At 43.7% G+C, this 14,549-nt stretch carries 14 protein-coding genes; all 14 read left to right on the forward strand.

What is annotated here, in order from left to right; all coding sequences use genetic code 11:
- Positions 1-124 precede the first annotated feature (124 nt).
- The 14 genes from ggt to lpdA all read left to right on the forward strand — a co-directional run bounded on the left by ggt (position 125) and on the right by lpdA (position 14,536).
- Complete coding sequence (gene ggt / locus NSQ76_RS06660; RefSeq protein WP_029707621.1) at positions 125-1,876, forward strand: gamma-glutamyltransferase; 1,752 nt, start codon at positions 125-127, stop codon at positions 1,874-1,876.
- A 261-nt stretch (positions 1,877-2,137) separates the two neighbouring features.
- The gene (locus tag NSQ76_RS06665) at positions 2,138-3,175 is read left to right on the forward strand and encodes a sulfate ABC transporter substrate-binding protein (RefSeq protein WP_341053114.1); all 1,038 of its coding nucleotides are present in this window, start codon (positions 2,138-2,140) and stop codon (positions 3,173-3,175) included.
- Positions 3,176-3,186: 11 nt separating this feature from the next.
- Positions 3,187-4,032, forward strand: coding sequence for a sulfate ABC transporter permease subunit CysT (gene cysT / locus NSQ76_RS06670; protein WP_024424955.1), 846 nt, complete (start codon positions 3,187-3,189; stop codon positions 4,030-4,032).
- 5 nt (positions 4,033-4,037) lie between these two features.
- The gene (gene cysW / locus NSQ76_RS06675) at positions 4,038-4,907 is read left to right on the forward strand and encodes a sulfate ABC transporter permease subunit CysW (RefSeq protein WP_341053117.1); all 870 of its coding nucleotides are present in this window, start codon (positions 4,038-4,040) and stop codon (positions 4,905-4,907) included.
- Between the two features lie 15 nt (positions 4,908-4,922).
- Positions 4,923-5,654 (forward strand): sulfate/molybdate ABC transporter ATP-binding protein, encoded by a 732-nt coding sequence (locus NSQ76_RS06680; protein WP_024424953.1) that lies wholly within the window; start codon positions 4,923-4,925, stop codon positions 5,652-5,654.
- A 239-nt stretch (positions 5,655-5,893) separates the two neighbouring features.
- Positions 5,894-6,361 (forward strand): PTS sugar transporter subunit IIA, encoded by a 468-nt coding sequence (locus tag NSQ76_RS06685; RefSeq protein ID WP_341053120.1) that lies wholly within the window; start codon positions 5,894-5,896, stop codon positions 6,359-6,361.
- Between the two features lie 53 nt (positions 6,362-6,414).
- Entirely contained in the window at positions 6,415-7,788 is a 1,374-nt protein-coding gene (locus tag NSQ76_RS06690) for a PTS galactitol transporter subunit IIC (RefSeq protein ID WP_024426780.1), read from the forward strand.
- A gap of 19 nt (positions 7,789-7,807) precedes the next feature.
- A complete protein-coding gene (locus NSQ76_RS06695; RefSeq protein WP_003212259.1) occupies positions 7,808-8,086 on the forward strand; it encodes a PTS sugar transporter subunit IIB in 279 nt (92 codons plus the stop codon).
- Positions 8,087-8,147: 61 nt separating this feature from the next.
- Positions 8,148-8,594, forward strand: coding sequence for a hypothetical protein (locus NSQ76_RS06700; protein WP_034623414.1), 447 nt, complete (start codon positions 8,148-8,150; stop codon positions 8,592-8,594).
- A complete protein-coding gene (locus NSQ76_RS06705) occupies positions 8,591-9,622 on the forward strand; it encodes an alcohol dehydrogenase catalytic domain-containing protein (protein ID WP_056766233.1) in 1,032 nt (343 codons plus the stop codon). Before NSQ76_RS06700 ends, NSQ76_RS06705 begins: the two co-directional genes overlap by 4 nt.
- A gap of 180 nt (positions 9,623-9,802) precedes the next feature.
- Complete coding sequence (pdhA, locus tag NSQ76_RS06710) at positions 9,803-10,786, forward strand: pyruvate dehydrogenase (acetyl-transferring) E1 component subunit alpha (protein WP_024424949.1); 984 nt, start codon at positions 9,803-9,805, stop codon at positions 10,784-10,786.
- Between the two features lie 31 nt (positions 10,787-10,817).
- Complete coding sequence (locus tag NSQ76_RS06715; RefSeq protein WP_034281944.1) at positions 10,818-11,798, forward strand: alpha-ketoacid dehydrogenase subunit beta; 981 nt, start codon at positions 10,818-10,820, stop codon at positions 11,796-11,798.
- Positions 11,799-11,815: 17 nt separating this feature from the next.
- Positions 11,816-13,141, forward strand: a complete 1,326-nt coding sequence (locus tag NSQ76_RS06720) for a dihydrolipoamide acetyltransferase family protein (protein ID WP_341053123.1) — start codon at positions 11,816-11,818, stop codon at positions 13,139-13,141.
- A 12-nt stretch (positions 13,142-13,153) separates the two neighbouring features.
- Positions 13,154-14,536: a dihydrolipoyl dehydrogenase gene (lpdA, locus tag NSQ76_RS06725; RefSeq protein WP_341053125.1), complete on the forward strand. Its 1,383-nt coding sequence runs from the start codon at positions 13,154-13,156 to the stop codon at positions 14,534-14,536.
- Positions 14,537-14,549: the final 13 nt, after the last annotated feature.

The following is a 14,549-nucleotide window of genomic DNA, read 5'->3' on the forward strand; positions in this document are numbered from 1 at the left end:
ACAATGTTTGATTTGGGAAATGTAGGATTATAGGATGAAAATTTTTGAAATTTTAGAATAATCTATTGTATTCTGGTCAAGAAGTCGGTAAGGTCAAAGTAAGAATATGGAAGGGGTGTTGTTCATGAAACGCATTTCTCTAACTGTTTTGTCCATATGTCTGTTTGTTTTCTCGTTTTTTCTGCCTGTCAGCCAAGTCAATGCGAACGAATCTCATGGGAGTAAAGTAGCTGTTGGTAAAGATGGCATGGTGGCTACTGCTCACCCGCTGGCATCAGAAGTAGGTGCTGATGTATTGAAGAAAGGTGGAAACGCAGTGGATGCTGCTGTTGCCATCCAGTACGCACTGAATGTGACAGAGCCAATGATGTCTGGAATTGGCGGCGGTGGTTTTATGATGGTTTATGATGGAAAGACAAAAGAAACATCCATCATCAATAGTAGAGAACGAGCACCACAGGGCGCAACACCTGACATGTTTTTAACGGATGAGGGAAAAGTCATCCCATTTGCTGAGCGATCCACACACGGTAATGCGGTTGGTGTTCCAGGGACAGTAAAAGGTCTCGAAGCAGCATTAGATAAGTGGGGAACCCGTTCGATGAAGGAATTGATTGAGCCTTCCATTCAGCTTGCAGAGGATGGATTTGAAATCGATTCTGTTCTGGCAAAAGCCATTGAAGATCATCAAGAAAAGCTGAAAAAAACGGCCGCAGCGCCAATCTTTCTTCCAGATGATCAGCCGCTCAAAGAAGGCGATCTGCTTGTACAGCCAGGTCTTGCGAAAACATTTAAGCTCATTGCGAAAAAAGGAAGCAAAGCATTTTATGAAGGAAAAGTAGCAAAAGCACTTGCAAAGACAGTCCAAGATTTTGGCGGAACGATGACAACTGATGACCTTGGTCGTTATGAGGTCAAGACTGACAAGCCTATCTGGGGGGACTATAAAGGATACCAGCTTGCAAGTATGCCTCCACCAAGCTCAGGCGGTGTGTTTATGCTGCAAATACTCAAAATACTAGATCACTTCAATCTATCACAATATGACCCCAAATCATTCGAAAAATATCAGCTGCTAGCTGAAACCATGCATCTCTCCTATGCTGACCGTGCTGCATATGCAGGCGACCCCGAATTCGTAGATGTTCCACTAAAAGGACTACTAGACGATGATTACATTTCAAAAAGAGCTTCTCTCATTCAATTAGATCAAATGAACAAAAACCCGAAAGAAGGAGATCCATGGGCGTATGAGGATGAAAAAAATCCATCCCCAATTGTCCCGCAGCCAGAAGATAAAACCATTGGCGAGACCACTCATTTTACTGTTGCCGATCAGTGGGGAAATGTCGTGTCATTCACAACAACCATTGAACAGTTATTTGGTACAGGGATTCTTGTTCCGGAATATGGCTTTTTCTTAAACAATGAACTAACAGATTTTGACGCAAGACCAGGCGGAGCAAATGAAGTCCAGCCGAATAAGCGTCCATTATCCAGTATGACCCCGACCATCATATTTAAAGATAACGAGCCGGTCATGACTGTGGGCTCACCTGGAGGAACGACTATTATTGCTTCTGTTTCACAAACCATATTAAACTTGCTTGAATACGACATGGAGCTGCAAGATGCGGTGGAAGAGCCGCGGATTTATACAAACAGTACAACTTCTTACCGTTACGAAGTAGGTGTTCCCCTTGATGTAAGAACGAAGCTAAATGATATGGGTCATCGTTTTGGCAGTTCACCTATTGATATAGGAAATGTGCAAGCCTTACTCATTGATCGGAAAGCAGGGACATTTACAGGAGTAGCTGACTCCTCGAGAAATGGAACCGCTGTTGGTGTCAATTTAAAGCTTTCTGCCGATTAAAAACCATTTCCCGGGAAAAGAAGCGCCTCTTCAAGATGGCGTTTCTTTTTTTGTTTAAATGAAAAAACAGAGTTGACACCTGTGAATAGTTTGAATAATATATAGACTAACATCAATCATACATAGCTGATCGGACAACCGAAGGCTCTTGGCAATTTGAAGTACAGGACTGTGATGTATTTCAGGTGGCTAAGGGTCTTTTTTGCGTATGAAACGGCAAGGTTGGTGTCACTATTTTTGATAACGGGGGAGCGGGATAACATGAAAAAGTGGAAATGGGTCTGGGGCGTGACTATTATATTAGTCTTGTCTGTGACGAGTACTGCATGCTCAAACGCAAACGAAGCCTCAAGCCAAAAGGGAAAGGTTGAGCTGTTAAATGTTTCGTATGATCCTACACGTGAATTGTATCAGGAATACAATCAAGCCTTTCAGACGTATTGGAAAGACAAAACAGGTGAGGATGTCACGATCAAGCAGTCTCATGGTGGATCAGGAAAGCAGGGAAGATCGATTATTGATGGACTCGAGGCAGATGTGGCAACACTGGCTTTAGGGTATGACATTGATGCGATTGCAGATCGCGGACTGCTTTCAAAAGATTGGCAAAAAGAATTTCCAAATCAGTCAACACCGTATACATCGACCATTGTGTTTCTTGTGAAGAAAGGGAATCCCAAAAATATTAAAGATTGGGACGACTTGATTCGGCCAGGTGTGTCCATCATTACGCCAAATCCGAAAACGTCCGGCGGTGCGAGATGGAATTACTTAGCTGCATGGGCCTACGCCGATAAAACATTTCATGGGAATGAAGAAAAAACAAAGGATTTTGTCAAAAAGCTATATGAACATGTCGAAGTCCTTGATTCAGGTGCACGCGGAGCCACAACGACCTTTGTTGAACGCGGACTTGGGGATGTGTTAATTGCATGGGAGAATGAAGCCTATTTAACGCAGCACGAACTAGGCAAAGACAAATTTGAAATTGTCACCCCATCAATTAGTATTCTAGCGGAGCCGCCTGTTGCGGTCGTTGATCAAAATGTGAAACGTAAAGGAACAGAGAAAGTGGCGAAGGCTTATTTAGATTATTTATATTCTAAAAAAGGGCAGGAAATTGCGGCAAAAAACTATTATCGCCCTAGAAATCAACAAGTCTTAAACAAATATAAAGACCAGTTTAAAAAGATTGATATGGTGACGATTGATCAAGCGTTTGGCGGGTGGAGAAAGGCGCAGAAAAGATTTTTTGATGATGGCGGATTATTTGATCAAATATACAGCGGACAAAAATAGGGGGCGATGTGATGAAGAAAGCACATGCAGCCGCCAATAAAAGAAAACGTATATTGCCTGGATTTGGGCTGAGCCTTGGGGTGACGCTCGTTTATGTGAGTGCGATTGTCGTCATTCCTTTATCCATGGTATTTATTTGGACGGCTTCATTAGGAGCAGAGGGGATTTGGAAGGTTTTTACCGATGCAAGAGTATTGAAGTCGCTTCAGCTGACCGTGACGACTTCCTTTGCAGCTGCTCTCATCAATGCAGGGTTTGGTGTACTAATTGCCTGGGTTCTCGCCAGGTACACATTCCATGGAAAGAAAATCTTAGATGCTCTCATTGATTTGCCTTTTGCTCTCCCAACAGCTGTTGCGGGTATTGCCCTGACCACCCTCTATTCTCCTAATGGATGGATTGGTCAATTTCTGCATATAAAGGTGGCATACACACCGATTGGGATTATTTTGGCACTGATTTTTATTGGCATTCCATTCGTTATCCGAACCGTTCAGCCAGTGATAGAAGGGCTGCAGCAGGAAGTCGAAGAGGCTGCGGCGATTCTTGGTGCGACAAGGAGACAGACCTTTTTTCACGTACTGCTGCCGGCCCTGTTTCCTGCGGTGATGACTGGATTTTCACTTGCGTTTGCAAGAGCGCTAGGTGAATATGGCTCTGTTGTGTTTATAGCTGGAAATATTCCGTTTAAAACAGAAATTACACCGCTGATGATCATGTCCAAGCTTGAACAGTATGATTATCATGGTGCAGCAGCGATTGCCTGCTTGATGCTGCTTCTTTCGTTTTTCATCCTGTTATTGATTCATGGCATTCAGTGGTATGTTGAGCGGAAAAAACAAGTATACGTGAGGTGAAACCATTGGAGAGAGAGCTTAGTCATCAGCACCATGTTCAGTATAAAAGTCCTGTAACCGAATCTAAAGGGGTGAAAATCCTCTTGATTACGGTCGTGTATGCTTTTTTGATTTTATTTTTACTCATACCGCTGATCGCCGTTTTTTCAAAGGCATTTGAGAAAGGATGGAGTTCATACCTTCTGGCCATCTCACATCCAGATACACTCGCGGCGATCAAATTGACTGTTTTCATTGTCGTCGTCACCTTGCCGCTCCAAATGATCTTTGGGGTAAGTGCTGCATGGCTTATCACAAAATTTAATTTCCGCGGAAAACGTTTGTTAACGACTGTGATTGATCTCCCGTTTGCCGTTTCGCCTGTGATTGCTGGACTTGTATTTGTGCTTTTATTTGGTTCAAACGGGCTTTTAGGACCTTGGCTTATGGCGAATGGATGGAAAGTCATTTATTCTGTACCAGGCATGATCCTAGCCACCATATTCGTTACATTTCCGTTTATTGCTAGAGAATTAATCCCGTTTATGCAGCATGAAGGCATTCATGAGGAGGAAGCATCGCTCACACTTGGTGCAAACGGATGGAAGACTTTTTTCTTTGTGACACTGCCGAATATCAAATGGGCTCTTTTTTACGGTGTCATTTTAGCCGGGGCAAGAGCGATTGGTGAATTTGGTGCCGTGTCGGTTGTATCAGGTCATATTCGAGGCATGACCAATACGATGCCACTTCATATCGAAATTTTATACAATGAGTACCAATTTCAAGCCGCTTTTACTGTGGCGTCTCTCATGGCGTTTGTGGCAGTCATTACTTTAATCATTAAGCAAATCATTCAGCAGAGGGAACATCGGCTTGGCAAGCGCTCAACATAAATGGAGGGATCGACCTTGGGGATTACAGCAAAACAAATATCAAAACAATTTGGTCAGACAAAGGTTTTGCAAAACGTGGATTTATCGATAAGAAATGGTGAATTAATCTCTTTACTAGGACCATCTGGCTCTGGGAAAACGACTTTATTAAGAATCATTGCAGGTCTTGATTATGCCAATAACGGACAGATTTTATTTGGAGATCAGGATTACACACACATTCCAGTACGAAAACGACAGATCGGTTTTGTATTTCAGCAATATGCACTTTTTCGAAATATGACGGTTTTTGATAATGTGGCATATGGGCTGAAAATGAAACCTAGAGGAGAAAGACTGCCTAAAAAAGACATCAAAGAGCGGGTACATGAGCTTTTAGAGGTTGTTCAGCTTACGCAGTTTGAGCAGCGGTATCCAGATCAGCTGTCAGGCGGGCAAAAGCAGCGTGTGGCACTGGCGCGCGCACTTGCCGTTCAGCCGAAGGCACTCCTCTTAGATGAACCTTTTGGTGCACTTGATACAAAGGTGAGGAAAGAATTAAGGCATTGGCTGAAAAAAGTTCATCGTGACTTTCAAATGACCACCATTTTTGTGACACATGATCAAGAAGAAGCATTCGATATTGCTGATCGTGTTGTGGTGATGAATGAAGGAAGAATCGAAAAAATTGGCACAAAGGAAGAAATGGCAGTGCAGACAGACAATCTATTTGTATCTGAATTTTTAGATATAGGAAGCCACATTTAACAAGCAGTATAGAAGATTAGAAGGATGAGACGCGGTGATGACTGCGTCTTTTTTTATTTAAATTTCCCTAGGGACATTGACTTATAATTTTGAATATTATAATATCTTTACAAAGGTAACGATATTGAACATTTTTCATAACTCATAATTGTAAGCGCTTTATAAAAGGTCCTATTCTAAAAATGTTCTTTCTTTTGTTACATGTGTTCATATTTATACCAAATGAAAGGGGTGGTTGTTTGAACAGCTTGTTTGAGTTAGATAAACAACTGATTAAGCTGCAGTTCGAAGCATCTTCGAGAGAGGAGGTGACCACATATTTAGCAGGGCGGTTAGAAGCTGGAGGGTACATTAAATCGAGCTTTTTACCAGCAGTGCTTGAAAGAGAAAAAACATATCCTACAGGTCTTCCACTTGCAGCCTTTGGGGTAGCGATTCCGCATACAGATCCTGAGCATGTGAACAAACCAGCGATTAGTGTAGCTACTTTAAAGGAACCTGTCATTTTTCATAAGATGGGAAGCCCTGATGAAACAGTGCAAGCCAAAATTGTGTTTGTCCTAGCAATCTCTGAGCCTAGCAAACAGCTTGTGATGCTGGAGAAGCTGATGACACTTTTTAGAAAAGAAGAGGTGATGACAAAGCTCTCACACATGACATCTTATGAAGAAGCAGTTGACGTGCTTCAGCAAGAATTAAACCAATAGCCATTCACGAAAATATGTAAGCGCTTTATCTGAAAAATTCAGGAGGTGGATGTATGATCAAGCAAGCCGTCGATTTTATATTAGACCTTGGACCAACTATTATGCTCCCGATTATTATGACGCTTTTCGGTATGATTTTAAGGCAGGGCTTTAAGAAATCCTTCAGGGCCGGTATTACGATCGGAATTGGATTTGTCGGTGTCAATCTTGTCATTAATTTGCTCGTGAGCGGACTTGGGCCAGCAGCAAAAGCCATGGTTAATTCCCTTGGGCTAAAGCTCGATATTTTGGATGTTGGATGGCCGATTGGAGCTGCCATATCCTTTGGTACACCCGTTGCCCCGCTCATGATTCCTCTTGTACTTTTATTAAATGTCATCTTATTGTCCGTAAACTTTACGAAAACGCTGAATGTGGATATTTGGAACTTCTGGCATTTGATTTTCGCAGCCTCTGTTACTTACTACGCTTATCATAATATGTTCTTGGCTCTTGCTGTTGGCTTGATCGTCTCTGCGATCACGCTAAAATTAGCCGATTGGACGGCGCCGACAATCGAACACCATTTCGGATTAAAAGGCGTATCGATGGCTCATGCTGAAACGGTCAACTTTGCCCCGCTCATGTATGCGTCCAACCGCATCATTGATAAGATCCCTGGTTTAAACAAAATTCATGCTGATCCAGAAACATTGAAGAAACGCTTTGGCATTTTTGGTGAACCGCTTGTGATGGGTCTCATACTTGGTATCATTATTGGTCTTCTCGGCGGCTATGATGCAAAAGGTGTGATGACGCTCGGTATTCAAATGGCAGCAGTTCTTGTCTTAATGCCAAGAATGGTTGCGCTATTAATGGAAGGGCTCATTCCAATCTCTGAGGGCGCTCGTTCTTATATTCAAAAGCGTTTCCCAGGGAAAAATGTCTATATTGGTTTAGATACAGCGATTGTGATTGGTCATCCAGCGAATATGGCGGTAGCCCTTTTAATGGTGCCGATTACCATTTTGCTCGCAGTTGTTCTGCCTTACAATGGCATGCTCCCGTTTGCTGACTTATCGGTTCTGCCATTTACAGTTGTCTGGGCAGTAGCAGCCGCTCGTGGAAATATTATTCGCGGTCTTATTAACAGTATTTTCACATTAATGATTGTCTTCTTTATCGCAACGAACCTTGCACCGCTTGCGACAACCATGGGGAAAGCAGTCGGCTTTGATTTCCCAGAAGGGGCAAACATGATTTCAGGTATTGACCTTGGTTCTCACGTTATTCCTTGGATCATGGTGAGACTTCTTGATCCGAGCAACCCTTACTTTATTGCAGCAATTATCTGTGCTTTGGCTTATGCGCTTCTATGGTACTGGGTGCGAAATGATATTAAAAAGCAGTATGCGAAAGAAATGGGCTTAGATCAAAAAGAACAATAAATGAGCTGGAGGGATTCTAATGGCGAAGAAAATATTAGTATCATGCGGAACGGCAGTTGCAACATCAACGGTTGTGGCTAAAAAGGTAGAAGAAACGTTAAAGGAAAAAGGATATGATGTCGTCGTAGAACAGTGTAAGGCATCTGAAGTCCCGCAAAAAGCGGAGGGTGCAGATTTAATTGTGACAACAACACCTGTGAGTGATACAAAAGGGACACCTGTGATTCAAACATTATCCTTTTTAACTGGATTTGGTATTGAAGATGATATCGAGAAAATCATCGATCATATCAAGTAGAGAGTTATTGCATGGAGGAGCTTTTGTGGCTCCTTCTAGTGATCTGAAAGGAGGAAGTCTCATGCAGCATCATGCTTATAGCCGAACGTCTGCAATGTTGTCTATTTTTCTTCCGGCTGTGCTCATCTGTCTGTTTTTTCTCTGGTCTCTTTATACATTATGGTCAGCAGGACCTGACCCGTTAGCTGTGTTAGGCGTTTATACGCTGCCTATTCTCATACTTTCTAGTATCACGGGACTGAACCAGCCGACAAACGTCATCATTAGTGAAGATCAACTGAAGATAGGCGCTTTTGGCAGATGGCACACATATGCAGTTTCTGATATTAAAGGAAAGCTTTTTTTAAAGCCTTATCCTCATATCGGGAAAGTCTATGTCAGGGTGGGGCCAGCTCGTATATTCGGAGGGCGCTACTGGATATCCAGCGAGATGAGTGAGTACAAGCAGCTTGTTCAAACACTACAGGATTTTGCGAAGGGTGATGAAAAGGAGGATGCTGCTACATGAAATCAGCTGTCTTTTATTCTTCAGAGGACATTCGGTATGAGGAGCGGAACCGGCCAGTCATCGGTGATGATGAAGTTCTGTTAAAGCTGCGAGCCTGCGGCTTATGCGGAACGGATATTTACAAAGCAACGCATGAGACAGTACCTCCTGGGACGGTGTTAGGGCATGAAATCGCTGGTGATATTGTCGAGACCGGCAAGCGTGTGACAAATGTCCAGACGGGAGACAGGGTATATGTGGCGCATCATGTGCCTTGTTTCACCTGTGACTTTTGTCAAAAGGGGTTTTATACGATGTGTCCGCAGTTTACAGCCACAAATGTAGAGCCGGGCGGGTTTTCAGAATATATCCGTGTACCTGCTTTGCATGTCAAGCACACGATGGGCAAGCTTCCAAAAGACGTATCGTATGAGCAGGGGGCGATGGTAGAACCGGTTGCCTGCTGTCTGCATGGGTTTGAACGAGCTCCTGTTCATCCAGGAGATTCCGTATTGATCCTTGGAGCGGGGCAAATTGGCTGTATTCAATTGCAGCTCGCCAAATATTATTTGGCTGGGAAAGTGATGATAACAGATGTGAATGAGAACAGGCTGCTGCAAGCGAGGAGTTTAGGTGCAGATATCGCTTTCCATCCAGCAGCTGAGCCGGTTGAAAACCGGGTGATGAAGGAAACAGATGGAAAGGGAGCAGACCTCGTCATTATTTCTGTTGGGAGCAGTGCGCTTTTAAAAGAGGCGTTTCAGGCTGTAGCGCGAGGCGGGACGATTTTGGTGTTTGCTCATTTTCCAAAGGGCGATGTGCCCATTCCTGCTGAACGATTTTTCAATGATGAAGTGAAGGTAGTAGGAGCCTATTCCTCGCATCCATATCACTATCGTGAAGCCCTTGAGCTTCTGAAAGCAAAAGTGGTCAACACTGAAAAGATGGTGACGCATCGTTATCCGTTAAGCCAGCTGCTTCAGGCGATAGAATGTGCGAGGCATCCTGAGGGTGAGAGCGTCAAAATCATGATGTATCCAGATGAATGAGTGTATGAGATTAAAAGAGAAAGAGAAGTTCTTTGGAAAAGGGCTTTGCCTTTCTCTTTTTTTCTGACAAAAGATGAAAACGCTTAAAAATGAGAGAGAAATGCTTGACTTCGATGACAGTTAAACGTATGATAATTACAAATGTAACACATAAGAACAAATGTAAAGGGGAGAGAAGAAATGCAAAAACAAATCACTTTGCCTGAACAGATTAGTCATGAGAAATTAGCAGATTTATATAAACAAATGTGGTTAGTGAGATATTTTGATGAAAAGGTTGATCAATTTTTTGCAAAAGGACTTATCCATGGCACCACTCATTTATGTGTTGGACAGGAAGCGTCAGCTGTTGGATCGATTGCCGTATTAGAAGATAAAGATAAGATCGTCAGCACACACAGGGGACACGGTCACTGTATTGCAAAAGGGGCCGAGGTTAATAAAATGATGGCTGAATTGTTTGGACGTGAAACCGGCTATTGTAAAGGAAAAGGCGGCTCCATGCATATTGCGGACTTAGAAAAAGGAAATCTTGGGGCAAATGGAATCGTTGGCGGCGGTATCCCGCTGGCAACAGGTGCAGCGCTCACATCTAAAATGAAGCAGGAAGGCTTTGTTGTTCTTTGTTTCTTCGGAGATGGCGCCACAAATGAAGGCAGCTTCCATGAAGCATTAAACCTTGCGTCTATTTGGGATTTACCAGTTGTGTTTATTTGTGAAAACAACCAGTACGGCATGTCTGGCCCTGTGAAAGAAATGATCAACATTGAAGACATTTCAACAAGAGCAGAAAGCTACGGAATGCCAGGGAAAACGGTTGATGGAAATGACATGGTCGAAATTATGAACACAGTTGATGAAGCAGTCAGCCGTGCGAGAGCGGGAGAAGGCCCATCACTCATTGAAATGAAAACATACCGCTGGAAGGGTCACTCTAAGAGTGATGCGAAAAAATACCGTACACGTGAAGAAGAGACAGAGTGGAGACAAAAAGACGGCATCAAACGCTTTAAGTCTCTCTTGATTGAACTGAATGTTTTGACAGAAGAGCAGGCAGCAAGCTTACAGGAAGAAGCAAAGCAGGAAATTGAAGCGTCTGTCGAATTCGCCAAAAACAGTAAAGAACCGTCAATTGACACACTATTAGAGGATGTATACGCCTAATTAGGAGGGGAATCACGTGACAAAAACAACAGTGAGAGAGATTTCATATTTAGAAGCCGTTCGAGAGGCAATGAGTCAGGAAATGAGAGAAAACCAAGATGTCTTCATTTTAGGTGAAGATATCGGCGTATATGGAGGTGCTTTTGGTGTCACGCGCGGCATGATTGAAGAATTCGGTCCAGAGCGTGTTCGCAATACACCTATCTCAGAGGCTGCCATCGCAGGTGGGGCAGTCGGAGCGGCTTTAACTGGTATGCGTCCTATTTTAGAACTTCAATTCTCTGACTTTATCACAATCGCAATGGATCAGCTTGTGAACCAAGCAGCCAAAACACGGTACATGTTTGGCGGAAAAGGAAAGGTTCCGCTTGTCGTGAGAACACCAGCAGGATCAGGAACGGGTGCAGCGGCGCAGCACTCCCAAAGCTTAGAAGCGTGGATGGCGCATATTCCAGGACTTAAAGTGGTTCAGCCTTCAACAGCCTATGATGCAAAAGGACTTTTAAAAGCGGCGATGGATGATGACAACCCTGTCATTTTCTACGAGCACAAGCTTTTATATAAAACAATCGGTGAAGTGCCTGAAGAGCAATATTCCATTCCTCTAGGGAAAGCAGATGTGAAAAGAAGCGGGAAAGACGTCACGATTGTAGCAACAGCGATTATGGTACACAAAGCGTTAGAAGCGGCGAAGGAACTAGAAGCAGAGGGAATCGATGTTGAAATCATTGACCCAAGAACACTCGTCCCATTAGATGAAGAAACGATTATCGAATCTGTGAAGAAAACAGGTAAATGTATCGTCGTTCATGAAGCGGTAAAACGAGGCGGCTATGGCGGAGAGATTGCAAGTATGATAGCGGAAAGTGAAGCCTTTGACTACTTAGATGCTCCAATTAAACGACTTGGCGGTCTTGCGGTCCCAATACCATACAACCCGACGCTGGAAAAAGCGGTCATTCCACAAGTGCCAGATATTATTGAAGCAGCAAAAGAGCTTGTGCGCTCTTAAGTAAAGGGGAGAAGATCATGCCAAAAGAGATATTTATGCCGAAGCTGAGCAGTACGATGGAAGTCGGCACCTTGCTTCAATGGTTTAAAGAAGAAGGAGATTCGGTTGAAATCGGTGAGCCTCTTTTTGAAATTATGACAGACAAGATCAATATTGAGGTGGAAGCCTATGATGATGGTATTTTTCTAAAGAAATATTATGAAGCCGATGATCAAATTCCAGTTAATGCTGTCATTGGATACATCGGAGAGGCAAATGAACAGGTGCCAAGCGAACCGCCAGCACAATCAGATGAAGAATCACCAGACAGCAGCGAATCGTCTTCATCAGAAGCGGCTTCATCCAGTTCTACTGAAGCCCCAAAAACATCTAATGAAAAAGTACGTGCCACACCTGCGGCGAGAAAAACGGCAAAGGATCATCATGTAGCGATTCATGAGGTATCTGGCACAGGACCTAAAGGCAGAGTTCAAAAGCGTGACGTCGAGGCGGCCGTCCACTCTAGTGAGAAAGATCAGCGCGTGTCACCGCTTGCAGAAAAAGTGGCTGCTCGTGAAGGAATCAATTTAGCGAATGTTGCTGGATCTGGTGCACACGGAAAAATTATGAAGAGTGATGTAACGGCAGCAGCTGCACAAACAGCAGAGTCTTCTCCAGCGAAAACACAAAAACTAGCTGGCATGAGAAAAGTGATCGCTGATAGGATGTCACAAAGTGCCTTTACAGCACCGCACGTGACATTAACAAGTGAAATCGATATGACAAAAGCGAAAGAAGTACGCAAACAGCTATTGCCAGCGATTGAAAAAGAGACAGGCTACAGATTGTCGTTCACAGAAATTATCATTCATGCGGTCAGCAACGTACTCACACGCCACCCGCATATCAATATGACGTTTGAACAAAATGAGCTCCATTTCCATGATGATGTGCACATTGGTCTCGCTGTCGCTGTAAAAGATGGCTTAATGGTTCCAGTCATTTCTCATGCGAACCAAAAAGGGTTAAAACAGCTGACAAAAGAGGCGAAAGAAATCGGCCGAAACGCACGTGACCAAAAACTGCTGCCAGACCAGCTGAAAGGGTCCACTTTTACCATTAGTAACTTAGGGATGTATGCCATTGATACCTTTACCCCGATTATTAATCAGCCGGAAGTGGCGATCTTAGGGGTTGGGCGCATTCAAGAAAAAGCTGTTGTAGTAGATGGAGAAATTCAGGTGCGGCCGATGATGGGCGTTAGTTTATCGTTTGATCACCGAGTGGTAGATGGCGCACCAGCGGCTGCCTTTTTAACAGATCTTAAAAAAGTGCTTGAACAACCATTTGAATTGCTAATGTAGGAGATGAATCGGATGACGAAAACGTATGATCTGACAGTCATTGGCGGAGGGCCTGGCGGGTATACTGCCGCCCTTCAAGCAGCTGAGCGTGGACGGAAGGTCGCATTGATTGAAGAGGATTTTCTAGGCGGTACTTGTTTAAATCGGGGCTGTATTCCTTCAAAGACGCTGCTCAAACATGCAGAAGTCATTGAATCAATTGAGAAGGCGAAAAGCTGGGGAATTGAAGCAGGTGATTTGGTCCTTTCCTTCGATAAAATGAGAAAGCGCAAAGATGACGTCATTGAAAAGCTCAGAGGCGGAATTGCCTTTTTATTAAAGCAAGGAAAGATTGATGTATATAACGGCAGAGGTACAGCTGTTACAAAGCACCGGATTGAGATTGAAAAGCAAGATGGGGCAGAATCGATCGAAACGAAAGAACTCATCATTGCTACTGGATCTTCACCTGCCATTCCGCCAATACCGGGCCTTAAAGACATTCAATTTGACACAAGTGATACAATCTTTGACATTCCAGATATTCCGGCTTCTGTCGTCATCATTGGCGGCGGTGTCATTGGACTTGAGCTGGCTTGTATCTTCCAGAGTCTTCAATCAAAAGTCACGATTATCGAAGCGGCTCCGTCTATTATTCCGCAAGAGGATGAGGAAGCATCTAAGCTGCTAGAAAGAGAATTAAAGAAAAAAGGCATCCATATCGCGAAAAAAACCACTGTGACAGAGGTGACGGAAAGCGAAGGAATCAAAGCGGTTCATGCATCAGACGATAAAGGAGAGACGCATATCTTTACGGCTGAAAGACTGCTTGTTTGTGTAGGAAGAAGACCTAGCGTTTCTGCTGTCAGCCAGCTTGACCTTCAGTTGGATGGTCCTTTTATCAAGGTGAACGACAAGATGCAGACAAGCGTGGAAGGTGTCTATGCAGTTGGAGATGTCGCTGGCGGCTATCAGCTTGCTCACGCAGCGATGGCAGAGGCCGCTGTTGCGGTCAGTAATATTTGCGGTGTGTCTGAAAAAATAAATGCTGATATCATGCCTAGATGTATTTATACATTACCAGAGGTAGCAAGTGTTGGTCTAACTGAAAAAGAGGCAAAAGCCAAAGGACTTAACGTGCGGGCAGAACGATTTGATTTAGCAGCAAGTGGTAAAGCACTAGCGGCAGGCGAGCAAACAGGTTTTATTAAATTGGTATACGATACAGCCTATGGTGAAGTGATTGGTGCGACGATGGTTGGCCCGCACGTCACAGAGATGATTTCAGAAGCTTCCTCCTTTATGTATTTAGAAGGAACAGCAGAAGAGATGGCGAAAATGATTCATCCGCATCCGACCATCTCAGAAGGTTTTTATGAAGCAGCACTTGATATCGTGAGTAAGCTGAGAAAATAAATGCCAAACAAGG

Origin of the sequence: Bacillus sp. FSL M8-0256 (assembly GCF_038005765.1) — a bacterium.
GTDB lineage: Bacteria > Bacillota > Bacilli > Bacillales > Bacillaceae > Bacillus > Bacillus safensis.

Excerpts from the sequence above, each read along its gene's own strand:
- ggt (WP_029707621.1), top strand. The coding sequence starts at position 125 with ATGAAACGCATTTCTCTAACTGTTTTGTCCATATGTCTGTTTGTTTTC.
- NSQ76_RS06665 (WP_341053114.1), top strand. The coding sequence starts at position 2,138 with ATGAAAAAGTGGAAATGGGTCTGGGGCGTGACTATTATATTAGTCTTG.
- cysT (WP_024424955.1), top strand. The coding sequence starts at position 3,187 with ATGAAGAAAGCACATGCAGCCGCCAATAAAAGAAAACGTATATTGCCT.
- NSQ76_RS06690 (WP_024426780.1), top strand. The coding sequence starts at position 6,415 with ATGATCAAGCAAGCCGTCGATTTTATATTAGACCTTGGACCAACTATT.
- NSQ76_RS06695 (WP_003212259.1), top strand. The coding sequence starts at position 7,808 with ATGGCGAAGAAAATATTAGTATCATGCGGAACGGCAGTTGCAACATCA.
- NSQ76_RS06700 (WP_034623414.1), top strand. The coding sequence starts at position 8,148 with ATGCAGCATCATGCTTATAGCCGAACGTCTGCAATGTTGTCTATTTTT.
- NSQ76_RS06705 (WP_056766233.1), top strand. The coding sequence starts at position 8,591 with ATGAAATCAGCTGTCTTTTATTCTTCAGAGGACATTCGGTATGAGGAG.
- pdhA (WP_024424949.1), top strand. The coding sequence starts at position 9,803 with ATGCAAAAACAAATCACTTTGCCTGAACAGATTAGTCATGAGAAATTA.
- NSQ76_RS06720 (WP_341053123.1), top strand. The coding sequence starts at position 11,816 with ATGCCAAAAGAGATATTTATGCCGAAGCTGAGCAGTACGATGGAAGTC.
- lpdA (WP_341053125.1), top strand. The coding sequence starts at position 13,154 with ATGACGAAAACGTATGATCTGACAGTCATTGGCGGAGGGCCTGGCGGG.